16 protein-coding genes, 1 tRNA gene and 2 pseudogenes are annotated in these 26,857 nt (G+C 44.4%); 10 read left to right on the top strand and 9 right to left on the bottom strand.

All coding sequences use genetic code 11. From position 1 onward, the window contains the following. Positions 1 to 84 precede the first annotated feature (84 nt). The 3 genes from AC6IZ0_RS14080 to AC6IZ0_RS14070 all read right to left on the bottom strand — a co-directional run bounded on the left by AC6IZ0_RS14080 (position 85) and on the right by AC6IZ0_RS14070 (position 4,401). Positions 85 to 1,737, bottom strand: a complete 1,653-nt coding sequence (locus AC6IZ0_RS14080) for a DUF1156 domain-containing protein (protein ID WP_497723481.1) — start codon at positions 1,735 to 1,737, stop codon at positions 85 to 87. Beyond that, positions 1,689 to 2,951, bottom strand: a complete 1,263-nt coding sequence (locus tag AC6IZ0_RS14075; RefSeq protein WP_497723479.1) for a DUF1156 domain-containing protein — start codon at positions 2,949 to 2,951, stop codon at positions 1,689 to 1,691. Before AC6IZ0_RS14075 ends, AC6IZ0_RS14080 begins: the two co-directional genes overlap by 49 nt. Before the next feature lie 184 nt (positions 2,952 to 3,135). Beyond that, positions 3,136 to 4,401: a tetratricopeptide repeat protein gene (locus AC6IZ0_RS14070; protein ID WP_497723477.1), complete on the bottom strand. Its 1,266-nt coding sequence runs from the start codon at positions 4,399 to 4,401 to the stop codon at positions 3,136 to 3,138. A gap of 71 nt (positions 4,402 to 4,472) precedes the next feature. On the opposite strand from AC6IZ0_RS14070, the pseudogene AC6IZ0_RS14065 reads away from it, so the two are divergent. Then, a pseudogene (locus tag AC6IZ0_RS14065) lies at positions 4,473 to 5,061 on the top strand (chromophore lyase CpcT/CpeT). A gap of 20 nt (positions 5,062 to 5,081) precedes the next feature. Here AC6IZ0_RS14065 and cpdA read toward each other — a convergent pair. Beyond that, on the bottom strand, positions 5,082 to 5,879 hold the full coding sequence (gene cpdA, locus AC6IZ0_RS14060) for a 3',5'-cyclic-AMP phosphodiesterase (protein ID WP_271730484.1): 798 nt from the start codon (positions 5,877 to 5,879) through the stop codon (positions 5,082 to 5,084). 363 nt (positions 5,880 to 6,242) lie between these two features. Here cpdA and AC6IZ0_RS14055 point away from each other — a divergent pair. Continuing rightward, a tRNA-Cys gene (locus AC6IZ0_RS14055) sits at positions 6,243 to 6,314 on the top strand. Between the two features lie 183 nt (positions 6,315 to 6,497). Here AC6IZ0_RS14055 and AC6IZ0_RS14050 read toward each other — a convergent pair. Continuing rightward, positions 6,498 to 9,242: a Calx-beta domain-containing protein gene (locus tag AC6IZ0_RS14050; RefSeq protein ID WP_497723476.1), complete on the bottom strand. Its 2,745-nt coding sequence runs from the start codon at positions 9,240 to 9,242 to the stop codon at positions 6,498 to 6,500. Positions 9,243 to 9,414: 172 nt separating this feature from the next. Here AC6IZ0_RS14050 and AC6IZ0_RS14045 point away from each other — a divergent pair. Beyond that, positions 9,415 to 9,567, top strand: a pseudogene (locus AC6IZ0_RS14045) (transposase); the annotation flags it as partial. Between the two features lie 229 nt (positions 9,568 to 9,796). Here AC6IZ0_RS14045 and AC6IZ0_RS14040 read toward each other — a convergent pair. Continuing rightward, positions 9,797 to 16,141 carry a S8 family serine peptidase gene (locus AC6IZ0_RS14040; protein ID WP_497723474.1) on the bottom strand — a complete coding sequence of 2,115 codons (6,345 nt, stop codon included), beginning with the start codon at positions 16,139 to 16,141 and terminating at the stop codon, positions 9,797 to 9,799. A 397-nt stretch (positions 16,142 to 16,538) separates the two neighbouring features. Between AC6IZ0_RS14040 and AC6IZ0_RS14035 the strand changes: the two genes are divergently transcribed. The 5 genes from AC6IZ0_RS14035 to AC6IZ0_RS14015 all read left to right on the top strand — a co-directional run bounded on the left by AC6IZ0_RS14035 (position 16,539) and on the right by AC6IZ0_RS14015 (position 21,673). Next, complete coding sequence (locus AC6IZ0_RS14035; protein ID WP_271734787.1) at positions 16,539 to 17,729, top strand: bifunctional sterol desaturase/short chain dehydrogenase; 1,191 nt, start codon at positions 16,539 to 16,541, stop codon at positions 17,727 to 17,729. A gap of 106 nt (positions 17,730 to 17,835) precedes the next feature. After that, entirely contained in the window at positions 17,836 to 19,119 is a 1,284-nt protein-coding gene (locus AC6IZ0_RS14030; RefSeq protein ID WP_497723472.1) for an ABC exporter membrane fusion protein, read from the top strand. Positions 19,120 to 19,267: 148 nt separating this feature from the next. Then, positions 19,268 to 20,434, top strand: coding sequence for an ABC transporter permease DevC (gene devC, locus AC6IZ0_RS14025; RefSeq protein WP_271734789.1), 1,167 nt, complete (start codon positions 19,268 to 19,270; stop codon positions 20,432 to 20,434). Positions 20,435 to 20,521: 87 nt separating this feature from the next. Further along, positions 20,522 to 20,728 carry a glycogen debranching protein gene (locus tag AC6IZ0_RS14020; RefSeq protein WP_200986888.1) on the top strand — a complete coding sequence of 69 codons (207 nt, stop codon included), beginning with the start codon at positions 20,522 to 20,524 and terminating at the stop codon, positions 20,726 to 20,728. Between the two features lie 372 nt (positions 20,729 to 21,100). Then, positions 21,101 to 21,673, top strand: coding sequence for a methylmalonic aciduria and homocystinuria type D protein (locus tag AC6IZ0_RS14015; RefSeq protein WP_497726063.1), 573 nt, complete (start codon positions 21,101 to 21,103; stop codon positions 21,671 to 21,673). A gap of 136 nt (positions 21,674 to 21,809) precedes the next feature. Here AC6IZ0_RS14015 and AC6IZ0_RS14010 read toward each other — a convergent pair whose 3' ends face one another. After that, positions 21,810 to 22,874 carry a potassium channel family protein gene (locus tag AC6IZ0_RS14010; RefSeq protein WP_271734792.1) on the bottom strand — a complete coding sequence of 355 codons (1,065 nt, stop codon included), beginning with the start codon at positions 22,872 to 22,874 and terminating at the stop codon, positions 21,810 to 21,812. Positions 22,875 to 23,025: 151 nt separating this feature from the next. Between AC6IZ0_RS14010 and AC6IZ0_RS14005 the strand changes: the two genes are divergently transcribed. After that, the gene (locus AC6IZ0_RS14005) at positions 23,026 to 24,309 is read left to right on the top strand and encodes an aspartate aminotransferase family protein (protein WP_497726062.1); all 1,284 of its coding nucleotides are present in this window, start codon (positions 23,026 to 23,028) and stop codon (positions 24,307 to 24,309) included. An 80-nt stretch (positions 24,310 to 24,389) separates the two neighbouring features. Here AC6IZ0_RS14005 and tsaB read toward each other — a convergent pair whose 3' ends face one another. Together tsaB and AC6IZ0_RS13995 are read right to left on the bottom strand one after the other, a co-directional pair. After that, positions 24,390 to 25,049: a tRNA (adenosine(37)-N6)-threonylcarbamoyltransferase complex dimerization subunit type 1 TsaB gene (gene tsaB, locus AC6IZ0_RS14000; RefSeq protein ID WP_497723471.1), complete on the bottom strand. Its 660-nt coding sequence runs from the start codon at positions 25,047 to 25,049 to the stop codon at positions 24,390 to 24,392. Between the two features lie 185 nt (positions 25,050 to 25,234). Then, positions 25,235 to 25,483 carry a Ycf34 family protein gene (locus AC6IZ0_RS13995; RefSeq protein WP_497723469.1) on the bottom strand — a complete coding sequence of 83 codons (249 nt, stop codon included), beginning with the start codon at positions 25,481 to 25,483 and terminating at the stop codon, positions 25,235 to 25,237. Between the two features lie 89 nt (positions 25,484 to 25,572). On the opposite strand from AC6IZ0_RS13995, the gene AC6IZ0_RS13990 reads away from it, so the two are divergent. Beyond that, positions 25,573 to 26,856 (top strand): tRNA nucleotidyltransferase/poly(A) polymerase-related protein, encoded by a 1,284-nt coding sequence (locus AC6IZ0_RS13990; protein WP_271734797.1) that lies wholly within the window; start codon positions 25,573 to 25,575, stop codon positions 26,854 to 26,856. Position 26,857 lies beyond the last annotated feature (1 nt).

Genomic DNA, 26,857 nt, shown 5'->3' with positions numbered 1-26,857 from the left:
ATATGATCTAGCTCCCCGACTTCTTTCGTTACCTGGGATACTCTAGTATAATTTATCTAGAAGTCGGGGAGCTGTATAAGGTAGTTAAAACAATTCTCCCTGTAGAGTGTCTGGTAGGCTTTGAGCTGCTAGGCGACAAATTTCTGACCAGGAAATTACTAAGCTGTTATAAGCAGTCGCCTCCTGTGTCCAGCCTTTTTTATCACAAATGTTATATAATCGATAGGTTAAATCTTTTAAGATTTCCCACTGACCCTTATATTCAGATAATACCGCCCCAGCGCCGGTTTCTCCTTTTTTATCCAAAGTGTAGATTAGGTGTTGGGTAATCAACCAATTACACCCCATGAGATTGCAATTCTCTGGTAACTCTGCGCGGCGCAATAGTCGCACCTTTCCACCTTCAGCAGACAGAATACCCCCATTCACCAACCCTTCAACACTGATATTTTTAGCTTTAGATAAAGTTTCCGCTTCCCCATAGAGTCCTTCATTAAATTGATGTTGTTCAAACCAGATTAAGGACCAACGGGTCTCTATGTCAAATTCTCCTTCCTGTTCTGTGAGGTATTCATCCAACATTTGATTAATGAATTGTAGGGCGGTACGTACTCCTATGGCGGAACCGTCAGCTTCTAAAACTTTGGTGTAACGGGAGAAAATACCCATACCCGGACCTATACTAGCTTGGGCTAAGTCTACGGGGGCGATGTTACCTTGTTGCAGTTTTTCCAGTGCGTCTGGGAGTTCCCGCTTGAGTTGTTGCAGAAATTGGCGACGGGTGACCGAGGGGGCGGTTTCTGGACGGGGACGACAGACAAGGACAATGGAGGAGGCGAGGGCGTTAATAGCAATTTTTACCCCAGTTGGTCGCTCTGTCCGCATGGGCCAAGTACCGACAATGGTAAAACCAGATTGGATTAAACCTTCTAGCATGGTTTCCCAACCGGTGGAAGCGGTGACACTTTCGTTATTTTTACTGGTTTCTGTTTCTGACTGTTTAAAGGCGTAATAAATAGTAACTGGATATTCAGGATGTGCGGTTTCTCGCATTCTCCTAAAAGCTTGACCTAAACCAGTTTCAAAAAATTCTTTAGCTTTTTGTTTATCACCGCCAAATCTGTAGGGGGTGGCGACTAGTTCTTCTGTTTTGGGTACTAGTAAGGTGCTGCAAATTTGTGGGTAAAGTTTGCCAATGGAACGGCGCAGCCAGATATAAAAGAAGTCTGCTAAGTCTGCATAGCCGATGTTATCGTAGTATGGGGGGTCGGTGGAGATAACCGGAGAGTTTAAATGTAATTGTTGGGCTGCATTATGTTGCAATACTGTAGCTTGTTTATTAGCAGTCAAGGATGCAATAGTTTTTGACATTGACAAGGTAATTTCACTAAAATCTCCTGCTGCTTCTGCAAATGGATTTACTTCTGGGAAGTCCCAATTCATAGGAAGTGCTTGTCGGCTAAATACATTAACACTTTGGTCTCTACTTTGTGACCAAATGGCTAATGAACAAATTGTATTAGCACTTCGACTAACCCCTAACCCTAAATAAGTCGCCACAGCATCGGCGTAAGCCGTCGCACCCATACCTCCTTGGGAAAGTGGTAAGTTATCATCAGCCATACCCGCAGCTAAAGCATCGAGTTTGACTTGTTCTCTGGCGGTGGTGACTAAATCGCTGAAGGTGGTTAAGGCGACAAGCTGACGGGGGGTGAAAAGGTCGCCATAAGTAGGCATCCATAAAGCGGAACACTTACAGCAGCTTTACCAACAAGTTCAGCCTCTGGTTTCCATTGTGGCTCTGCAGACAAAGCCACTTTGATCTGCTCATCATTGGGGGGAATATACAACCGTTGCTTTTTACCTTCTGCGACAATAGCCATTAACTGAGTCTGCATTCTTCCTGCTTTCCCCTCCTGGCGGATGTGGTCAAAGGTTACAGGACTGTCACAACAAACACACATCGCCCCTCTGCGGTTAACAGTTCCCTCCCGTGGTGTTCCTTCCCCGGTTTTGACTGTAAAAGTAACTGTGGGGGGTTGGTGACTGCTATCAATTACAGGTTCTACCCAAGCTTCCTTACCCTTTTTGGTGGATAATTGAAAAGACTTAACTAAAGGCATTTGCGCCCCACAACCGGGGTTAGGACATTTGACGGTTCGCGCCCACAACCAAGCAATTACGGTTGCTTCCCCACCGCCATACTCCTGGGGTAGGGTGACTTTGGGGTATAAATGGCCAATGGTTTTAAAGGCTTGCTCCCGCATCCATTCGCCATAGTAGCGGACATCAGCAGCTAACCCCTGGGCGCTGTACCATTGGTCGGCTTTTAATTCTCTTTGTGCTTGGGGGTTGATGGGGGGTTGATTGGGAAATTTGGGGGGAATTTCAATGAGGGCTTTAGTAATTAGCACCGCCACGGGGTTAATATCACTACCATGGGCGACTAAACCTAGGCGTTGTCCTTCTAGGGGTATGGAACCACCGCCACAAAAGGGGTCATAAATGGGGGGTGCGTAGGTTTGTAGATATGTCAGTACTTTTGCGGGGTCTGTGGGTGGTGTTTCGTTGCGACTACAAGCTAAACAGCGGGCGATTTCTTTTTGGGCGGTTTCGATAATTTCCCTGTTATTCACACTATCCCAAGAGACTAAACCCTTAACTACCTGCTCCGGTTTCCCTTTTTTGTCAACGGTAGCAATTTTGCCAATGATATCAAATAGGCGTTGTCTTTCTTGTGCTTGATCTGCTTCTGTGGGGAATTTATCGGGGTGACTAGCAGGGTCATCGACTAAGGAAGCAAATAATACCGCCCTACAAGTGGCTAAAGGTCGCCTAGCCCACCATAAATGTAGTGTAGAAGGATGTCCGTGTCTAATGGATTTTTCCCTGGCTGATTCTTGGTTGATGGTTTCTAAGGGTAGGGCGACTTCTATTAATTTTTTTTTCATCAGAGTAACCAGGGAATACTAGGGAATACTTATGATATTAATTTACCTCATGGGATGGTGAATGGGGATATTGGGTGAAGTATTTCCACAAAATGATTAATTGTATTGAAGAAATGTTGAAATTTTTAGCATATGGAGATTGACGCTACCAATAGGCTAAACTAAGAAAGTACAACAATATTCCCTATTCCCTATTCCCTGTTCCGGTGTTCCCTGAAACTAAACAACTTTGTACCTCACGAGCATGGGAAATGCTATATTTTGAGGCTTTCTCAATCTGCTGGATAAAGTATGTTTCTTGATGTTTAAGTTGTTGAGCCAATTCTAATCCTTTTTCAAAGGCTATGAGTGCTTGGGAATAGTCCTGAGTTTGTAAATACAATTGACCCATTTGATCATAAGCCGCCATCATGCCATAATAATTCATGGCTTGCTCTTGGGTTTCTATTAAAATTTGGCTGACTTGTAAAGCAGCGTCTGTTTGTCCTTGGTCAATATATAAAGAAATTATTTTTTGTAAAGCTTCCCCAGCCTGAATATAATGCCGAGATTCCATGGCTATAATATAAGCTTGTTGATAGTTGTTAAATGCTTGTTTGAGTAAACTAGGATTTTTCTGGGCGAGGGATTGATAATTAACACCAATAGCTAATCGTGATTCTGCTATTTTTGTGGGGTTATTTTCCTGTTGGTAAATTTTTACTATTCTCTGGAGAGTATCTATCGCTGCTTGGGGTTGTTGGTGCTGCTGGTATATATAACTTAGCTGTTGCAGATATACTAACTCCCTGGCGCGATCGCCCTGGTTAGCAGTTAAATTTAATAATTGCTCATAGGTGGCCGCAGCTTGGGGATAATCAAACCAACTCAAATGGAGTTCGCCAATTGTGGTTAGGGTTTGCAATACTGCTGCTGTATCTTGTTGCTGTTGTACTACTGTTAAAACTTGCTCATAGGCTTGTAAAGCTAATTTAGGCGATCGCACTTGCTGGTATGCTTCACCGAGCGATCGCATTAATTCCCAATCAAAACCCTTGGCTTTTTGGGCTTCCTGCTGGATAGTTTGCAGGCGTTGTGTAATATATCTTACTTGCTCCCCGTCATTTTCACCCCATGCGATCGCACCAAACCGGGATAAGGCTTTTACTTCCGCGAATACACCCAAATAGCGGCGTAACCGTATTTCTCGGTTCCAAATCGCAAAAGCTCCTGGTTGGTCTCCCCCTTGTAATTTAGCTGTAGCTTCCTGATTCAAAGCATCCAAAGCCCTCTCTAAGTTTTCCCGTTGTGGGATAGTTAACTGCTGTTTATCCCTCAAAGGCGGTAGCAGTGGGTCAGGTGTGGTAAGTTCTAGGGGATTGGGCGTAAATTGAGCCTGCGCTAGGGTAACCGCAGTATGAAACTGACAGAGGATAACTAGACTAACAGTAATATACAAGTGCCTGAGCATCGATAATTTACCTCAGATGTGATCATCCCAAGCCTTAAAATAAAGCTAGATAATTTAAATTAACATCTGTAATTACTAATTCCATGGATATTACCACCTTAGCCCGCTGGATGGCGGCTGATTTTAGTAATCAAGCACAAGCCTTTGAAAATCCGCCCTTTTTTGCCCATATTCGCGTGTGTATGCGTCCCCTACCTGTAGAATTATTATCAGGGGTGAGTTTATTTGTAGAACAAGCCTATGATTATATGCTCAATGACCCCTACCGTGTGCGGGTATTAAAATTGCTCAACGTTGGCGATCGCATCGAGATTGAAAACTACACCGTCAAATCAGAAGAAAATTTTTATGGCGCATCCCGTGACCTCCCACGCTTACAAACTTTAACTAAGGACTGCTTAGAAAAGCTACCAGGATGTAATATGATTGTAGAGTGGTCTGGTAAGAGCTTCAAAGGTAAGGTAGAACCCGGTAAAGGTTGTATTGTTTTTCGTAAGGGACAAAAAACCTACCTAGATAGTGAATTTGAAATTGACGAAGACAAATTTATCAGCCTTGACCGAGGACGGGATTTAGACACCAACGAACATATTTGGGGTTCTGTCGCAGGCTCCATTTTACTTTGTCCGTCGCCAAACTTTTGCCGATGAGGTAATATAGGTAACACAAGTATAGTTCAATTAAGATACTGTAGCAACTAACTCCAATGGCTGGAAATAAGGAACTCTTTCTACTGTAGTTTCCCACATCCCATTGGGGTAGAGTTTTAACAACCGAAAACCCGGGTATTTTGAGTCAATCATTAAAGTAGGGCTTTGGGTGCGGAACTGTAGTCCCGTGGAGGGGGTACCCAGGTAGTGAACTTGGCCGCGTTGACGTTGAAATTCCTGATGGATGTGACCAAATAAGACTAACTTCACCTGGGGATGGCGATCGAGAACAGCAAATAATTCTTGGGGATTTTGCAAACTGCTATGATCTAACCACGGTGAATTGACTGCAAAAGGGGGGTGATGTAGCGCCACTAAAGTGGGATGATCTCCCAATATTGTCAACTCACGGTTGAGCCGATCAAGAGTTTTACCCGAAAGATAACCATGGCTACAACCGGGAACACAAGAATCTAGTAAAATAAAATTCCACCCACCCCGCTTAAAAGACTTGCGCCGGGAAATCATCCCCATATTTAAGATATTATCCATGGCGATCGCACAGTCATTATTTCCCGGTAACCAATAAACAGGTATTCGTAGTGGGTTCAGCAGACTTTGGAGATTGTCATAAGACTGAAGATTACCATCCCCAGATAAATTTCCCGTCACTAGCAGTAGATCAAGTTCATTCCCGAATGCGTGTAATTTGTCTACAATAGCCTGGAAAGACTTTATAGTAGGCATTCCCAGCATTTTATGATTTTCCGAGCCAAACAGATGTATATCTGTGATTTGGACAATTGACATGGGAGATACTTGATTCATTTTCACTGATTATCATATTTGCTGAATATCTGATTCTGTCTTGGCAGTAACTCACCCGGGTCATACTGATCTTTAATGTCACCATAGAACTAAAAACCATCAATCAACATGGAATTTATCAAAATCTCTGAATTTTTATCCATCTTAAGAGTGAAATTGTATTTTTTTTTGTATTTTAAGTCACGCATATTTGCCAGAAATTCATCAATTCCTCACACTTTCCCTATATATCTTTATCTCGCCTTACCATCTCCTGGGGTGTTAAAATGCCATTAACCACTAAATTCCCTCAACTCCAGAAAAATTTCCTCAGACGTATGGCGTAAATTTGTGGAATGTGTTATCATCAGCAAATATGAAAGCGGCGACATAGCCAAGTGGTAAGGCAGAGGTCTGCAAAACCTTTATCCCCCGGTTCAAATCCGGGTGTCGCCTTCAAGAAGAATAGAGATTAAAAAACTCGGAGGTATGATATTATCCCCTACCGAGCATTTTTATCTATTTGTCAGTATACCTGAGCTAAGAGGCGACATAGATTTTTTTACTCCCTATTCCCAGCCGATCCAATATAACAGTGATGGGCTATGCCCATCACTATTGAGGAAATCAACTTACTTACTACACCAGAGTAGTTAACTGCTCTAAGTGGTTTTGTATCTGCGCCAAGTCGCGGGTAGCATCAGGAGAAAGGGCTTCATGAATTAATGCGTCTCCTGGGAAAGTACCAAACATATAACGCACTGCCATGATACCGTCAGAATAGGCTCCTACTGAACCATTGCCATCAATATCAAGGTGTCCTTGGTTGACCCCTTCCTGTAAGTAGGCCTGAATTGCTACCAGGTCGCGGGTAGCATTAGGAGCAATAGCTCCGTCAATTAACTCATTGCCAATAAACGAACCGAACAGGTGACGCATGAGGATGACACCATCAGACAATGCGTTTATCTCGCCATTACCGTCAATGTCCAGATTCCATCCTTGACTCACTGTAACAGAGTCTGCTGCCAGAGCGTAACCAGCGGCTGTATTACTGGAACTGAAGTTAACTTGGGTGCCAGTAAAACTATCGGTGGCAGTAAACTTGAAATCAGCTAACTTTAAGGGTAGGGGCTGATTGGGCCAGTCGCCTGTAAAGTCGTTGTATTGCAGTTGTAAGAAACGATCAGTAGTCACATCGTTGTCAAAGTTTTCATTGTCTGGTAATTCCTTGACATCACCAAACAGGTTTGTTAGGAACAGGTCACTGGCATTGTTAAAAGTTAGCTCGCTGGAATTGTAGTGTAGGCGCAGACTAATACCAGGTAGGCTGTTATCACCAGTGGTAGTATCGTAGTACAGAGGAATTGTTACAGTTCCACCAGGAGCAGCAGATATATTGCTGCTAGATGTAATTTTTTGTGCGTTGTCTATTGCAGTGTCATCATTGAGAATAATTCCCTCTGCAGTGTCTGTGTTGATGATGGCATCAGTAGCATCAGATAAGGTCACACTGAATCCTTCATCAGCTTCCAAATCAGTGTCACCACTCACGTAGACTGTAATTTCCTTGGTGGTTTCCACTGCTGTAAAGGTAACTGTACCTGATGGTAGTGTTCCCCCAAAGTCAGCAGCAGTAGCAGGGTTGTCACCTATACCTGTCACCGCCCAGTTGACCGTACTTGTACCTGTGGTGTCCCCGCTACGGGTGACGGTGAAGGTGAAGGGGGTTGTGCCTGTATTGCCTTCTCCTTGCACTAGGTTAAGAGGGGCAATGTCTAGGGTAGCTGGCACATCATCATTGAGAATAGTTCCCTCTGCGGTATCTGTGTTGATGATGGCGTCCACAGCATCAGATAAGGTCACACGGAATCCTTCATCAGCTTCCAAATCAGTGTCACCACTCACGTAGACTATAATTTCCTTAGTGCTTTCCCCTGCTGTAAAGGTAACTGTACCTGATGGTAGTGTTCCCCCAAAGTCAGCAGCAGTAGCAGGGTTGTCACCTATACCTGTCACAGCCCAGTTGACCGTACTTGTACCTGTGGTGTCCCCGCTACGGGTGACGGTGAAGGTGAAGGGGGTTGTGCCTGTGTTGCCTTCTCCTTGCACTGCGTTAAGAGGGGCAATGTCTAGGGTAGCTGGCACATCATCATTGAGAATAGTTCCCTCTGCGGTATCTGTGTTGATGATGGCACCCACAGGATTAGATAAGGTCACGCTGAATCCTTCATCAGCTTCATAACTAATGTCACCACTCACGTAGACTGTAATTTCCTTAGTGGTTTCCCCTGCTGTAAAGGTAACTGTACCTGATGGTAGTGTTCCCCCAAAGTCAGCAGCAGTAGCAGGGTTGTCACCTATACCTGTCACAGCCCAGTTGACGGTACTTGTACCTGTGGTGTTACCGCTACGGGTGACGGTGAAGGTGAAGGGGGTTGTGCCGGTGTTGCCTTCTAATCCTGTGATGTTGGTGGGGCTGACTATTCCTATTGAGGGAATAATAAACTCACTCACATCGATAATTTGCAATCCTGCTTGACCATCAGCCACATAGGCGTAGTTCCCCACTACTTCTACACCCCTAGCACTGCCAGGGGTATCGTAACCCCCGGTGCGGGTGGGGTTGGCTGGGTTGCTGATATCGATAATTTGCAATCCTGAAAAAAAATCACCCACATAGGCGTAGTTCCCTACAACCTCTACACCATAAGCATTGCCAGGGGTATCGTAACCCCCGGTGCGGGTGGGGTTGGCTGGGTTGCTGATATCGATAATTTGCAATCCTGCTTCCCAATCAGCCACATAGGCGTAGTTCCCCACCACTTGCACACCATGAGCAATGCCAGGGGTATCGTAACCCCCGGTGAGGGTGGGGTTGGCTGGGTTGCTGATATCGATAATTTGCAATCCTGCATAATAATCACCCACATAGGCGTAGTTCCCCACCACTTCTACATCCCAAGCATAGCTAGGGGTATCGTAACCCCCGGTGCGGGTGGGGTTGGCTGGGTTGCTGATATCGATAATTTGCAATCCTGGACTATAATCAGCCACATAGGCGTAGTTCCCTACAACCTCTACACCATAAGCCCAGCCAGTGGTATCGTAAACCCCGGTGCGGGTGGGGTTGGCTGGGTTGCTGATATCGATAATTTGCAATCCGAAATGACCATGAGCCACATAGGCGTAGTTCCCCACCACTTCTACAACCGTAGCATTGCCAGGGGTATAGTAACCCCCGGTGCGGGTGGGGTTGGCTGGGTTGCTGATATCGATAATTTGCAATCCCAAATGATCATCAGCCACATAGGCGTAGCTTCCCACCACTTGCACACCAATAGCACTGCCAGGGGTATCGTAATTCCCTACAAAGGTCACCATAAAGTCAATCGGTACTAGATAAAATGAATAGTGTCCGCGGTGTGAAAATTCACATATTCAACCCGCTTAGACTTTATGTTACAAGAAACACCAGAATTAATTCAACTTTTATTTCTACAATATACTTTTTTAATACCAATAACTCAGTTATAATATTGAGGTAAGTATGTCATCTATAGTAATAGATGAAACAGGAGATAGGAAGAAAGGGAAAAAGACAGATTATGTAGCTAGACAATATTTAGGAAGTGTAGGAAAAGTAGATAATAGAATAGTTTCAGTCAACGCCTATGGAGTTTACGATCACATAACTTTTCCATTAATAAAGCCTTTTTCAGGCTCATGAAGTACACACCAATTCCCTGTTCCCTGTTCCCTCAAACTAAAAAAAATGTACCTCACGAGCATGGGAAAAGCTATAATTTATCCCTGGTTAAGTATTTCCCCCAATTCAGATTTGTTACTGGGATTCAATCATTTAATTACCGCGCGGCACGCAACTATATAACAGTGATGGGCATAGCCCATCACTATTGAGGAAATCAACTTACTTACTACACCAGAGTAGTTAACTGCTCTAAGTGGTTTTGTATCTGCGCCAAGTCGCGGGTAGCATCAGGAGAAAGGGCTTCATGAATTAATGCGTCTCCTGGGAAAGTACCAAACATATAACGCACTGCCATGATACCGTCAGAATAGGCTCCTACTGAACCATTGCCATCAATATCAAGGTGTCCTTGGTTGACCCCTTCCTGTAAGTAGGCCTGAATTGCTACCAGGTCGCGGGTAGCATTAGGATCAATGGCTCCGTCAATTAAATCATTGCCAATAAACGAACCGAACAGGTGACGCATGAGGATGACACCATCAGACAATGCTTTTATCTCGCCATTACCGTCAATGTCCAGATTCCATCCTTGACTCACTGTAATAGAGTTTGCTGCCAGAGCGTAACCAGCGGCTGTATTACTGGAACTGAAGTTAACTTGGGTGCCAGTAAAACTATCGGTGGTAGCAAACTTCAAATCAGCTAACTTTAAGGGTAAAGGCTGATTCGGCCAGTCGCCTGTAAAGTCGTTGTATTGCAGTTGTACGAAACGATCAGTAGTCAGGTCGTTGTCAAAGTTTCCATTGTCTGGTAAATCCTTGACATCACCAAACAGGTTTGTTAGGAACAGGTCACTGGCATTGTTAAAAGTTAGCTCGCTGGAATTGTAGTGTAGGCGCAGACTAATACCAGGTAGGCTGTTATCACCAGTGGTGGTATCGTAGTACAGAGGAATTGTTACAGTTCCACCAGGAGCAGCAGATATATTGCTGCTAGATGTAATTTTTTGTGCGATCTGATCATCATTAAGAATGGTTCCCTCTGCAGTGTCCGTGTTGATGATGGCGTCCGTAGCATCAGATAAGGTCACGCTGAATCCTTCATCACCTTCAAAATCAGTGTCACCACTCACATAGACTGTAATTTCCTTAGTGGTTTCCCCTGGGGCAAACTCAACTGTACCTGATGGTAGTGTTGTGGTGGTTGCCAGCAAGGCATTATAAACATTCAGTCGCCCCCCAGATACCGTAATCCCATTTAGAGTCTCAGTGGGGTCTACTGTCTGCAGTAACACGTCTTTCACCTGCTCGGCTGTCCAGGTGGGATTTTCTGACCATAGTAGTGCTGCGGCTCCCGCAACGTGGGGAGATGCCATGGAAGTTCCAGAATAGCTAGCGTAACCATTTCCGGGAACTGTGCTGTAAATACTTGAACCCGGCGCACCTAAATCTACTGTGGTCAGCCCATAGTTGGAGAACCATGATAGAGCATCTGTGTGCGTGGTGGAAGCAACGGAGATGATATTGTCTAAATTGTAGCTTGCCGGATAGCTGGGGCTAGTGTCGTTATTATTAGACTCATTTCCCGCCGCTGCAATGAATAATGACCCTGCGTCCCCGGCGGCTGCAATGGCATCGTATAGTCCTTGGCTGTAACCGCCACCTCCCCAGGAGTTGTTTGTCAGTTTTACCCCCTGGGCTGTGGCATAGTCCACTGCCAAAATTGCATCAGATGTCCAACCAGAACCCGTGTCGTCTAGGAACTTTAAGGGCATAATCTTGGCGTTCCAAGCAACTCCTGTGACTCCCCCCGCGTTATTACCTTTACCCGCAATGGTTCCAGATACATGAGTTCCATGTCCGTGTACATCCATGGGGTTGTTGTCGTTATAGGCAAAGTCCCAACCCCTGATGTCGTCTATGTAGCCGTTCCCGTCATCATCTATACCATTGCCAGCAATTTCTCCGGTGTTTGTCCAAATGTTCCCCACTAAGTCCGGGTGGGTATAATCTACTCCGGTGTCAATTACACCAATTACTAAGTCGGGGTTACCAGTTTGAATGTCCCAGGCTTCTGGGGCGTCGATGTCTACATCTGGGGTGCCCCCTGTTTGTCCTGTGTTATGTAGTCCCCACAGGAGGTTAAAGCCGGGGTCGTTGGGAATGGTGGCGGCGGTGGTGACAATATAATCAGGCTCAATGTATTCAAATACCGGACTACTACCATAGGTGGCTAGGGCTGTTTCTACGGAGGTTGTCCCTGATAGTTCCCAAATTTGTGCCCCGGTGAGTCTGATGTTTTGTGTCTTGACTACTCCCAGGCTATTTTTAATTTCATTGGCTTGGGTGCTGGTAACTTGTCGGTTGAATTTAACTATCAGTCGATTTGGTGCATAATCTGTTGTTGGGCTGGGACTGGTTACAGGGTCAAGCGTCACCTTCCCATTAGGCTCGATGTATTCAAATACCGCACTCCTACCGTAGGTGGCTAGGGCTGTTTCTACGGATGTTGTTTCTGGTAGTTGCCAAATTTCTGCCCCGGTGAGTCTGATGTTTTCTGTCTTGACTACTCCCAGGCTATTTTTAATTTCATCAACTTGGGCAATGGTGGATTCTGGGTTTAACTTGACTATCAGTTGATTTGGTGCATAATAAGGCCTTGATGGTGTGGTTGTCTCCCTTTGGCTGTTGTTAATGGCCGGAGTGAGGCTAAAGTCAGCAGCATCAGCCGTACCGGAAAGGGTCACCGCCCAGTTGACGCTACTTGTACCTGTGGTGTCCCCGCTACGGGTAACGGTGAAGGTGAAGGGGGTGAGTCCTTCATTGCCTTCTGCTTGCACTGCGTCAAGAGGGGCAATGTCTAGGGTAGGTGGTGGTACATCTAAATCATCATTGATAATGGTTCCCTCTGCAGTGTCCGTGTTGATGATGGCGTCCGTAGCATCAGATAAGGTCACGCTGAATCCTTCATCACCTTCAAAATCAGTGTCACCACTCACATAGACTGTAATTTCCTTAGTGCTTTCCCCTGGGGCAAACTCAACTGTACCTGATGGTAATGGATTTCCATAAGTCAAAAGCAGTTGTACATCACCACCGGGATTTACACCGCTAAAGCCAAAAATGAACTCAGTGTTATCAATACCATCCAAGGTTGTTATTTGTCCTCCCAGGGCAAATTGTTGACCACTCTTGGCATTGAGGGCATTGACTAAACTTGAATTCAAGTCGATTGTGACTGTTGTATAACTATCTCCTGCGGAGAAATCCCTGGAACCATAAACTGTGCCATCACCTAGGTCGTTGTAGATACTAGTTAAGCCGTAACCACCTGCTCTGAGGGTACTTACCGGGGTGGTAACATCTCTTAACTCATAGGTCTCACTTGAATCATTTGAATCGTAGACGTAGGTTTGGATTTGTAATTGGGCAGCCGTCACTGGAGTTGTAAAGGTCGGTAGGTCAAAGGCTATCCAGTTACGGAAGTATCCGTCCGCATCATAAGTTTCACCTACAATATAGTTTGTATTAAACTCATCGTGCCATCCCGTGCTATCATACCATCCTGTATCTATGGCATTGATGATGCTGGCATTGGTGGTAGGAGTGATTGTTGGACTGGATGTGGGGCTGAAATCAACACCAGCAGGATTTATACCTGAGCCGATAATTTCCCAGTTGACCTCACTCACAGACTCGATGTACTCAAATACCCGGCTATTTCCGTAGGTAGCTAGGGCTGTTTCTATGGGGGTTGTTTCTGGTAGTTGCCATATTTCTACCTCTGGGAGATTAATGATTTCTGTCTTGACTACTCCCAGGCTATTTTTAATTTCATCGATTTGGGTGGTGGTGGATTGTGGGTTTAACTTGACTATCAGTCGATCAGCAGTATTGATAAATGCCGGAATAAGGCTAAAGTCAGCAGCATCAGCCGTACCGGAAAGGGTCACCGCCCAGTTGACGCTACTTGTACCTGTGGTGTCGCCGCTACGGGTGACGGTGAAGGTGAAGGGGGTTGTGCCGGTGTCGCCTTCTGCTTGCACTGCGTTAAGAGGGGCAATGTCTAGGGTAGGTGGTGGTACATCTAAATCATCATTGATAATGGTTCCCTCTGCAGTGTCTGTGTTGATGATGGCATCAGTAGCATCAGATAAGGTCACGCTGAATCCTTCATCACCTTCCAAATCAGTGTCACCACTCACATAGACTGTAATTTCCTTAGTGGTTTCCCCTGGGGCAAACTCAACTGTACCTGATGGTAGTGTTGTGGTGGTTGCCAGCAAGGCATTATAAACATTCAGTCGCCCCCCTGATACCGTAATCCCATTTAGGGAGGCAATGGGGTCTACTGTCTGCAGTAACACGTCTTTCACCTGCTGGGCTGTCCAGGTGGGATTTTCTGACCATAGTAGTGCTGCGGCTCCCGCAACGTGGGGAGATGCCATGGAAGTTCCAGAAGAGGTAGCGTAACCATTTCCGGGAACTGTGCTGTAAATACTTGAACCCGGCGCACCTAAATCTACTGTGGTCAGCCCATAGTTGGAGAACCATGATAGAGCATCTGTGTGCGTGGTGGAAGCAACGGAGATGATATTGTCTAAATTGTAGCTTGCCGGATAGCTGGGGCTAGTGTCGTTATTATTAGAACTATTTCCCGCCGCTGCAATGAATAATGACCCTGCGTCCCCAGCGGCTGCAATGGCATCGTATAGTCCTTGGCTGTAACCGCCACCTCCCCAGGAGTTGTTTGTCAGTTTTACCCCCTGGGCTGTGGCATACTCCACTGCCAAAATTGCATCAGAAGTCCAACCAGAACCCGTGTCGTCTAGGAACTTCAAGGGCATAATCTTGGCGTTCCAAGCAACTCCTGTGACTCCCACCGCGTTATTACCTTTACCCGCAATGGTTCCAGATACATGAGTTCCATGTCCTTGTACATCCATGGGGTTGTTGTCGTTATAGGCAAAGTCCCAACCCCTGATGTCGTCTATGTAGCCGTTACCGTCATCATCTATACCATTGCCAGCAATTTCCCCGGTGTTTGTCCAAATGTTGCCCACTAAGTCCGGGTGGGTATAATCTACTCCGGTGTCAATTACACCAATTACTAAGTTCGGGTCACCAGTTTGAATGTCCCAGGCTTCTGGGGCGTCGATGTCTGCATCTGGGGTACCCCCTGTTTGTCCTGTGTTATGTAGTCCCCATAGTGAGTTAAAGCTGGGGTCGTTGGGAATGGTGGCGGCGATGGTGACCCTATAATCAGGCTCGATGTATTCAAATACCGGACTACTACCATAGGTGGCTAGGGCTGTTTCTACGGAGGTTATCCCTGATAGTTCCCAAATTTGTGCCCCGGTGAGTCTGATGTTTTGTGTCTTGACTACTCCCAGGCTATTTTTAATTTCGTCAACTTGGGTGCTGGTAACTTCTGGGTTGAATTTAACTATCAGTCGATTGGGTGCATAAGGCGATGATGGCGTGGTTGTCTCCCTTTGGCTGTTTGGTGCATAAGGCCTTGATGGTGTGGTTGTCTCGCTTTGGCTGTTGTTAGTGGCGGGAGTGAGGCTAAAGTCAGCAGCATCAGCCGTACCGGAAAGGGTCACCGCCCAGTTGACGGTACTTGTAACTGTGGTGTCGCCGCTACGGGTGACGGTGAAGGTAAAGGGGGTGAGTCCTTCATTGCCTTCTGCTTGCACTGCGTCAAGAGGGGCAATGTCTAGGGTAGGTGGCACATCATCATTGAGAATAATTCCCTCTGCGGTGTCTGTGTTGATGATGGCATCCACAGCATCAGATAAGGTCACGCTGAATCCTTCATCAGCTTCATAACTAATGTCACCATTGACGTAGACTGTAATTTCTCGGTAGTTAGTGGTATCCCATGGTTCAAAGGTGAGAGTACCCCGTGGGAATACTCCCAAATCAAAGTCATCAGCAGTAGCAGGGTTGTCACCCGTACCTGTCACCGCCCAGTTGACGGTACTTGTAACTGTGGTGTCGCCGCTACGGGTGACGGTGAAGGTGAAGGGGGTTGTGCCTGTGTTACCTTCTGCTTGCACTGCGTCAAGAGGGGCAATGTCTAGTACTGCTACATTTTCATAAATTCTCAAATTACGGAATTGACCATTACCAGTAGGTGATGTTACATCATGGTCGTTGCTAAGGACGAAGTACTGAAAGTCACCTGTAAAGAAATTTCCCACTGGAATCTGGTAAGTCTGCCAACCGGAACCCGTGACGTAGTTATCAAAGTCTCTCAATCCCACATTCTGGGTTCCACTGAGTTTGAATAGCCAACTCGTGCTCAGTACATTATCATTATCAAACCCAAGTCCGTGAATTTCTCCCTCGATGGTGCTTTGGAAGTCAAATTCTAGGATCGTATCTGTGGTAATAGTGTAGTTAACGCCAAAGTCGAGTTTTTTCCAAGTGTTACCTTTGAGTTCTAATTGGGTTTGATTGTTTGTAATATTGAACTGACCGTTTCTATCTTCCGTAGCGTAGGAGGAAAGAGGGTACAGTACGCTATCACCGTTGATTTGTACAAAGAGTTTGTCAGTTTGAGTCATTTTACTTGATCATTAAATTATTTAACTCGGACGACAAAAATTAAATTACTTTAATCCTTGTCGCGCACATTTAGACCTTGAATGCTGCTTGCGGCTATTTCGGAGCAAAAAAAATAATTAATTTTTGTATCCACCCGCGCCGGTAAAAAGATGTTTGGCAGTGTACATTTATATCCACCCCAAACAATAGATTAAGGACTATTTCCTGATATTAACGGTATGGGTTACCAAACATATTTAGGTAACTAAATAATCATCTTAACCTAAAAATATGTATTTACACATTTAAATTTTTTATGTTTAATAACGTTAATACAATAGTGATTTAAGTTGACTATGTAAGGATACAATGGCAAATAGTATACAAAAAACTACATGATAATATCTTATGTTAATTATGTTTAACTTACTTGCTTGTGTGCAGTTTGCTGGGTGGGGAGTGTTTTCACTGCTCCTGGCCGAAGTATTCAGAGATAGTTATCATGTTTTGTGTCACCAGGTGAAATGGTTAGCTAAATGGCACAATAAGCATCATCAAGTATATCGGCGGGATTTGTCTATAGTCTCCCTACAAGCTTACCAGGATTCCCAACTGTATCATGATGTAGTTGAGTCCGGTTTACTAGTGGTGGTTTTAACAATCATTGCCTTACTGGTTAACCACATGGGGTTATGGCTGGGAGTAGTCTATGGCTGTACTTTCTTGTATGGCGCTTCTGTGCGATATTTTTCTGGTAAAATCGATACAGACTACAACCACTTACCAGGGCCTTTACAAATCATCCCTTCTGTGTGGTGGGTCAATCGTTCTTACCATTGGCGACATCATTTTGATGATGTCAATGCTTACTACAGTGGTGTATTTCCTCTAGTGGATAAAATACTGGGTACAGGACTATCCCTGAAAGGTAAAACCGTCGCTTTAACAGGAGCATCCGGCGCTCTGGGTCAAGCATTAGCAGCAGAACTACTCAAGCATAATGCTAAAGTAGTCGCCTTAACCACCAACCCGGAAAAATTAGCACCCCAGAGTAATTTAAAGGTGCTTTCCTGGGAATTGGGGAATGAAGAGCAACTGCGGGAGAGTCTCCAGAAAATTGATATTTTGATTATTAATCACGGTGTGAATGTCTACAACAATCGCACACCTGATGCGATCGCCACCTCCTATGAGGTGAACACTTTTTCCGCAGTGCGACTGATAGATATATTTCTAACTACAGTCACCGGACCCCAAGACAAAGCCACCAAGGAAATTTGGGTTAATACTTCCGAAGCTGAAGTTTCCCCCGCTTTCAGTCCCCTGTATGAACTGAGTAAACGCACATTAGGGAATATTGTTACCCTCAAGCGTTTAGATGGAAGTTGTGTAATTCGTAAGTTAATATTGGGTCCGTTCAAAAGTTCACTAAATCCCTATGGAGTCATGTCAGCCCAGCAGGTGGCTCGTGGTATATTGTTTTTAGCACGGCGAGACTACCGCAACATTATTGTCACTATCAATCCTCTGACCTATTTGCTGTTTCCTCTCAAGGAAGCAACTACATGGTTTTACTACCGGGTTTTTAGTAAGATGACTCAGAATTAGGCACATACAAATCATAGTGGGTCACTGACTCTGCATTGACCCCGATGAAGCGCGCTGTAACTCCTAAACCCCAGCGATCGCAAAAACAGTAATTAAAGAGGTAAAAATGTCCCCAAATGTGCGATTTAAAATTCCCCATCAAAAGTTAATCATATTAGTGGTAGGTGCCACGGTAATCACATCGGGAATTGCTATTTATGGACTATCCCAGTTTAATTTAAGTAGTGAAAATACCGTAGCAGTAGAAAATCAGCCAACTGCAACCAGAGTTACCGCATTAGGAAGACTAGAACCAGAAACAGAAGTAATTAGCCTATCAGCACCACTACAATTAGATGGCGATCGCATAGCTGAGATTTTAGTACAGGAAGGGGAGCCAGTCAAATCTGGGCAAGTAGTAGCAATTCTCGACTCAAGAACCCGTCTGCAAACTGCTGTAGTCCAAGCAGAAAAACAGCTCAGAGTTGCTGTTGCTAAACTAGCTCAAATTCAAGCTGGGGCTAAAACTGGAGAAATTCAGGCGCAACAAGCAACAATTGAACGTTTACAAGCTGAGTTAGAAACAGACATCATCGCCCAGCAAGAAGCGATCGCCCGCATAGAAGCACAATGGCTAGGGGAAAGGATAGCACAAGAGGCGACAATTAACAAACTGCAAGCAGAACTGAATAACGCCCAAGGGGAATATGAACGTTATCAGCAACTATCTGCTCAGGGAGTAATTTCTCATTCTTTATTTGACAATAAACGCTTAAGTTTAGACATCGCACAACAGCAACTAAAACAAGCGCAAGCAGTTCTCAATCGCATTAACTCCACAGCGAGCAGAGAATTAAACCAAGCGCAAGTCGCGCTCAAGCGCATCAACTCCACCGGGAATAAACAAATCACACAAGCAAAAGCCAGACTCAACAGTATTGCTGAAATTCGCCCCGTAGATATAGAACTAGCCAAAACTGAAATTGAGAATGCAACCGCCGTACTCAAACAAATGAAAACCAACTTAGAATCTGCCTATATTAAAGCACCAATACAGGGACAAATCCTGAAAATTCACGCCCGTAAGGGCGAAAAAATTGGGGATGATGGAATCGCGCAACTAGCACAAACCCAGCAAATGATTGCTATAGCAGAAGTATATCAAACCGATATTAGTAAAATTCAACTAGGACAATCAGCAGTAGTTACCAGTCAAGCATTTAATGGTGAATTGCAAGGAACAGTTTCTCAAATTGGTTTACAGGTAAATAGACAAAATGTATTTAGCAACCAACCAGGGGAAAACCTAGATAGTCGAGTCATTGAGGTAAGAATTCGCCTAGATCCCACAGACAGTAAAAAAGTAGCGGGATTAACTAACTTACAAGTGCAAACAGCCATTGAATTATAACACTCATATAGGACTCCTATTTGATTTTTGAACAAGACTCAGTACACACGGCAATTATTCTTACCTGTTACCTGTTACCTGTTCCCTATTCCCTGTTCCCTGTTCCCTACCTAGACAAATCAATTCAGAAACCAAACCGGATTTCTATATGTTTTTCAAATTCTTACATAAAACCCCCCTAGCATGGCGACAGTTAATGAAAGAAAAAACTCGTTTACTAGTTGCCGTCGCAGGTATTACATTTGCTGATATGCTGATGTTTATTCAGCTAGGGTTTGAAAGTGCGCTATTTGACGCAGCTACCAAACCGCATCGGAACCTACAAGCAGATTTAGTTTTAATTAATCCTCAATTTCAAACTTTATTTTCAGTCAAAAGCTTTTCTAGAGAAAGACTTTATCAAACATTGGGTTATGAGGGTGTACAATCAGTAAATTCTGTTTATATTGGCACCGGACAATGGCGCAATCCCCAAACACGTCTGGATCGTGCTATTTTAGTTTGGGGTATTGACCCTGTAGCACCGGCGTTTAAATTTCCCGCAGTACAACAAAATCAGCATCATCTCAAGGCATTGTATCAAGTTCTGTTTGATCAAGATGGTCGTCCAGAATATGGCGCAGTGGGTGATATTTTTGCAACCACAGGTAAGTTTAACACAGAACTCAATAATCAAGCCATCAGTGTTCGGGGGTTATTTAATAATGGTGCTTCCTTTGCTGCGGATGGGAATGTCATTACCAGTGACTCTACCTTTTTACAACTCTTCCCCGAACGCCAAAGAGATAAGATAGAGGTAGGATTAATTACACTTAAGCCCAGTGTAAATATTGAGAAAATGCGATCGCAACTAGCCGCCGGCTTACCCAATGATATTAGCGTATTAACCATAGCAGATTTCGCCCAAATAGAACAGACTTACTGGGCCGAGAGTACTGGGATTGGCTTCATTTTTGGTTTAGGTGTGGTCGTGGGGTTTATTGTCGGTATAGTCATTGTCTACCAGATTCTTTACTCTGATGTCTCCGAACACCTACCAGAATACGCCACCCTCAAAGCCATTGGATATACTGATGGCTATCTGTTGGGGGTTTTGCTACAAGAAGCGTTATTTTTAGCTGTTTTGGGTTATATACCCGCTTTGTTCCTCTCATTTGGATTATATCAGTTAACCTACGCCGCCACCATGCTACCCATAACTATGAAGGTAGAACGAGCCATAACTGTATTTATTCTCACAGTCATCATGTGTAGTATTTCCGGTGCGATCGCCATAGGTAAACTACGTAAAGCTGACCCAGCTGATGTTTTCTAATTCCCAGTAGTTGTGAGTTTATGAAAGTCCCACCCTTGAGTAGTATTCTAAAAACATAAATTAAATTACCTTAGGGGGATGTATCCTATGACAATTTGGGTAAACGAGCAAATTGATCCTTCCGGTATGATTCACGCTTGTATTGCTTGTTGTGATGAATCCCAAGCCAAACACTGTCATCAATCCTTTGAAGAAAATTTGACTGATAGCCAAAAATTAGCCGGTTGGGTAGCACAATTGCGAATAGTTAACTCTTGGGATGAAGTCCCAGTTAATGCGCTCAAACTTAATTAGACACCAGTCTTCTATAAAGGTCATACCTTTGAGGTTTTGACCTTTATTTTTCTACCAGCGGGGGAATTTTCCCTTATATACAGCGCATTTTATCTGAGTAGGTACAAGGGCGGGCAGGATGCGCACCCCACAAGATTTATGATCTTAAAGTGTGTACTTTATTTACTTGAGAAGTGCTGTAAGTATTAAATGTATGATAATTTACACGTATCACCTAATAAACCATAAACATTAGACTCACAAAATCAGCACTCATACACAACAAATTTTAAGAAACATCAATAATTATGCAAATTTCATGAGTTTTATGAACTTTTAAGAGTTATCATCATAGCAATAGTTTAATGTAAAACTTGCGAAACCCGAATTAATATAGTGAACTATTCCCCAGTTTACACTATGGCTAACGCCACGCGATCGCTATCGGAGCAAACCTGTCCTATTAATTTAGTTGGCGAAACAGGACAAGCAGTGCAGATTTCTATTCATCCCCCCAGCCATTATATCTGTGCCAACTGCGAACAGATATTACCAGACTGGAAAAATCAAGCTTGTATATGGGTTGTAATTGTTTTACAGCAATCACGTTATCAACTAGTAAAAAGAACCACCGCAATAGAATTAGAAAAAGAACGCTTACGAGAAAAGTTTATGCGGTTTGGTTGCGATTTAGCATTTAAACTCAGAGATGGCGGCTATTTAACAGACCTGATTGATCCTCGCACTGGCTATCCTTTACTGTCACGTCCGGGAAAAATTCCCCACAATGACACAGCAGTAGTGCAAGCTTTGCTCAACTATCCAGTCATGAAAAACAAATGTCGTGTACTAATTCATCCCCTATGGGGTGCAGCAGTTTATCCGAGTATTTTAATATCAGTTGCACCCCCAAGAATTATCGCCACTTTTACTAAAGAGATTGCACCCTTACACGGTTGGAATTGAATTTAAATCAAATATCAAGGGAACAGGGAACAGGGAACAGGGAACAGGGAACAGGGAACAGGGAATGGGGAATGGGGAGCTTGGTGTATACTTTATTAGACACACACCAAAGGCTTTACTTGAATGTTGGGATTAATTAAATATTTCTCCCTCGGTGTCGTGGTTGAGCATTAATAGGGATGAGAATTTGGTTAAGCCTACGTAATTGCTCTGATGTTCCCAGGCAAATTAGTGTATCTCCAGGTAATAAAATAGTATCCCCAGTCGGACCGCCAATCAGACTACCATCGGTGCGGCGAATGGCAATCACTAAAGCCCCAGATTGCGATCGCAACCTTGTTTCTTTTAAACTCTGACCCACCAGAGGACATACCAGGGGGTCTACTAGAAACTGTTCCATATAAAACTGGCGGTCTGCACTAGAGATAAAACCATCCACAAAATCCAACACCTGCGGTCTTAAGGCCGCCGCCGCCATCCGCTTACCACCAGTAATATAAGGTGAAACCACGATATCTGCCCCGCCGCGTTGTATTTTTTTTGCCGATTCCTCCGTACTAGCCCGGGCGATCGCTCTAATTTTCGGATTCAGTGTTTTTGCAGTCAATACAGTATATAAATTTTCCGCATCAGAAGGTAAAGCCGCCACAATACAAACCGCTCGGTCTACCCCCACCCTCAAGAGGGTATCATCCAAAGTGACATCGCCCTGGTATGCTATGTAATTTTGTGCTTGTGCCTGTTCTACAGATTCTAAATCCGAATCAACCACCACAAAAGGTGCGCCTTCGGCCTGAAATTCCTTAGCAATTTGACGGCCAGTGCGACTAAATCCACAGATGATATAATGTTGTGTCAGGGTTTCCATTAACCTTCTCTGCTGCCGTAATCTCATTCCTTCTTGAAAGTAGCCTTGAATCACGGCTTCTGTAAATCTATTGATCATATAACCAATAGTGACTACACCCAACAAAATCAAGGCAATTGTAAATAATCGTCCTTGTCTACTCAAAGGATTAGTCTCCCCAAAGCCCACAGTAGTTAAGGTAATCACTGTCATATAAGCCGCTTCTTCCCATGACCACCCCTCCATGAACTTGTACCATAAAGTACCGGTCAGAAAAACGCCCCCCAGGGAAATAGTCCCCAGGGTAAGTTCTTGTTGGAGTCTTCGGTATTTTTTCTCAAGTGTGGAATACAAAGTTATTTTACCGTTACCATTATTTGGCAGAATATTTAACCGTTAACCTAGAAAAAAGTATCAGATTTAATAAATAAAATGTTATTTTTAATAATTTCTAGCAAACTAGTAAGTGACTATTAAAATTAAAGAGATATCAGGAGGCGCGGCCGTGAGTATCGAAACTCTCATTGAGCAAGCTACCATCCCCCCAACATCAAATTCTATGTCATCCAGCCCTTTTGACGCTGATAGCTTCAATGAAGCTGTTATGTCAACCTATGCTCGGTTCCCCCTAGCTTTAGACCGGGGTGCAGGTTGTCGGGTTTGGGATACCCAGGGACGTGAATATCTGGACTTTGTGGCCGGAATAGCCACTTGCACCCTGGGACACGCCCACCCGGCTATGGTAGAGGCGGTAACGCGCCAAATCCAAAAGCTGCACCATGTTTCTAATTTGTACTATATTCCCGAACAAGGTCAATTAGCCCAATGGATAGTTGCACACTCCTGTGCAGACCGGGTATTTTTCTGTAATTCCGGTGCTGAAGCTAACGAAGCAGCCATTAAACTAGCCCGCAAATATGCTCACACGGTTCTAGAAATTGACAAACCGATTATCCTCACAGCCAATGCTAGTTTCCACGGTCGCACTTTGGCCACAATCACCGCCACCGGACAACCGAAGTATCAAAAATACTTTGATCCTCTAGTCCCCGGCTTTGAATATGTTCCCTATAACGATGTTAGTGCCTTTGAGGCAGCAATTAGTGAGTTAGACGAAGGTGATTATCGTGTCGCCGCAATTCTCATTGAACCCTTGCAAGGAGAGGGTGGTGTCCGCCCAGGGGATCTGGCTTATTTCCAAAAGCTACGGCGACTTTGTGATGAAACTGGTATTTTGTTGATGTTCGACGAAGTGCAAGTTGGTATGGGACGCACCGGTAAGTTATGGGGTTATGAATATCTGGGCGTAGAACCAGATATCTTTACCAGTGCGAAAGGTTTGGGTGGCGGTATCCCCATTGGGGCGATGATGAGTAAGAAGTTCTGCGATGTTTTTCAACCAGGAGAACACGCCAGTACTTTTGGCGGTAACCCCTTTGTTTGTGGTGTGGCCTTGGCTGTCTGTCAGACTTTGGAAAAAGAAAATATTTTGCAGAATGTGGAAGCCAGGGGTACTCAGTTACGTGATGGATTAAACGCGATCGCCGCTAAATATCCCCATGTGATTTCTGAAGTCCGCGGTTGGGGTTTAATCAATGGTATGGAGTTACAAGCAGATATTGCGCTCACCGCCGCTGATATTGTGCAGGTGGCTATAGATCAGGGTCTGTTGTTAGTACCCGCAGGTCCCAAGGTTGTCCGGTTTGTACCCCCGTTGATTGTCACTGAGGCGGAAATCAATTTGGCTTTACAAGCTGTGGAACAAGCGATCGCTTGTTTGACAGCTTAGTTGTATATCCTCAGCGAGAACGGGTTGTACCTGTCTCTCGCTGTTCCACCCAGGAAAGAGGCAGAAGATGTAAAAATATGTTAATTTTCTACGGGGTGCTGCCCATAATATGGTTGAGCATCGAACCAATGGGGATGTTTACCTTCTTGCCAATCTAAATAAGCCAATTCCAAAATACTGCCTACAGTTATAGCCAAGTTAGATGTAGCTTTAATTAGTTTATATTCACTTTGCCAGTTAGCTAAGGTTTCTTGCCATGCTTCCGGTGTGAATACAGTATCCGGTAATAAGGCTCTGATGCTCGACTTATCAGGGGATGGTTCATATATCCCACCAAACACTTTTCCCCTTTGTGCTGGCATTTCTACGGCTATTACCCCCGATTTTTCCCGGTTTTGAGGTTTTTTAGCCCAAGCCAATGCCGCTAAGGTAGAAATCGTAAATACAGGGATATTTAATTGTTGTCCTAAGGTGCGAGCAATGACAAGGCCTATCCTGGTTCCGGTAAAACCACCAGGACCTTTAGCTACAGCAATAAATCCTAACTCTTCCCAAGTGTGGGGCTTAATAAATTCTACTAAGTATTGATGGATGTAACTAGATAAATCACGCCCCAAATCCCAAGTATGAGCACGACTTTCACTATTAAAATCACTGATAGCCAAACCCAGTGAGGGAGTGGTTGTGTGTAGGGATAATGCGTATGGTTTGGCTCCAAGGTCTTCTAGTTGTTCAATCACGGCTAATTACAATGGTATATTCCACAGTCATTTAACCTCTATGTTAGATGCACATCACACTTACAAAGCAACTGAGTACATTAAACGATAAGAATCCATACAGGAGGAAACATCGCCCTGATTTTTGCCCAAACGGCTACCTGCGTCACTCAGTAGTAGCCGCCTTCAATGGTAATTGTATTGGCTCAGGTTGGTACTAGTTCTCCAGGACGCAATTTTGACCACTTACCCACTTCCTGCTTAAAGCTCAAACAACCCACCACGTCCCACTCCATTTCAATGATATCTTGGCTGGTACGAATGTTGACGTTGATGGAAGGTTCACTCGGATCAAAGGTGGGATTTTCAGTTAGGTGCGGTTGTTGGTGCTGTGTTTCTACGGCGTGGTAGGTTTGACAGCGGTCTACGTAGTGGCAGTTCACACAAATACACATAATCGAACTGACTCCAAAAACCTATTTTACTGTTAATGTTAATGTAACTTAAGCCCAAGTTGTATTCACTAGTTGTTGGGTTGATTTTTATGACAATCCACAGTTTGAGAAATCTCACTCTAGTTACCGAAAATTGCCCTTTTAACTGGCAACTTCTCCCTCCATCTGCTTATATGGTAGGTGGTGCAGTGCGTGATGCCCTGTTGAGTAAGACTCGTGAATATTTGGATCTCGATTTTATTATTCCCTCTCAGGCGGTGCTGTTAGCTCACACCATCGCCCGCCATTATCATGCTGGTTTTGTGCTACTCGACCCCGAAAGGCAAATCGCTCGGGTGGTATTTCCCAACGCTACAGCCGATTTTGCCCAACAGGAAGGAGATAGTTTAGAGGCAGATTTATCAAGAAGAGATTTTACCATTAATGCGATCGCCTATCATCCCCATACCCAAACCATCTTCGACCCCTTACACGGTTATGACGATTTACAACGGGGTATATTACGCATGGTATCACCAGCTAACCTCAAAGATGACCCCCTGCGATTAATGCGGGCATATCGTCAAGCTGCCCAACTTGGTTTTACCATTGAACCGACTACTCAGGCAACTATTACCACCTTAGCACCACAGATCACACAAGTCGCCCCGGAACGAGTACGGGGAGAAATTGCTTATTTATTAGCAAATCCTCAAGGGACATTTTGGCTAGTTAAAGCCGCCTCACATCATTTACTTGCGCCTTTCTTTCCCCATGCTACCCCCGAAAGTTGGCAAAAATTGGCAACAATAGACACAGTAGCTGATTTGATTGCTCAACATTGGCCACAATTAGATGTAAAATTACAGCAGCATATCCGGGATACAGTCAAAACTACTTGGTTAGGCATTGCTAAACTCGCTTGTCTAGTTCACCCTGACCCAGAAGTTGCTAAAATCCAACTCCAAGCACTCACTTACAGCCGTGCTGAAATTCAGGCTGTGACCACCGCCCTAAAGCTGTTTCCCCTACTCAAATCCCCTCATATGTCTGTGAGAGAACAATATTTTTTCTTCCAAGAGGCGGGAAATGTATTTGCGGCTACAATAATCTTAGCCTTAATAAATAATAATTTGGTATCGGCGACCTCAGTCCACAAGTCGCTACGCGCCTATGCACCATTAATCAGCCGGTACCTGAACCCTGATGACCTGGTTGCCCATCCCACTAAATTAGTGAGTGGCGATGAGTTAATCATAGCACTAAATATTCCCCCTTCCCCAAAATTAGGCGAATTATTAACAGAAATTGCCATTGCACAAGCTGAGGGAAAAGTTTCTACCCCAGAAGATGCGATCGCCTTCGGGCAGCAGTTATTATTAAATATAGACTGAA

The sequence above is a fragment of the Anabaenopsis sp. NIES-4685 genome (assembly GCF_059725405.1).
Note: the sequence above shows the minus strand (reverse complement) of the source record. Positions and strands in the feature narration are given on the sequence as shown.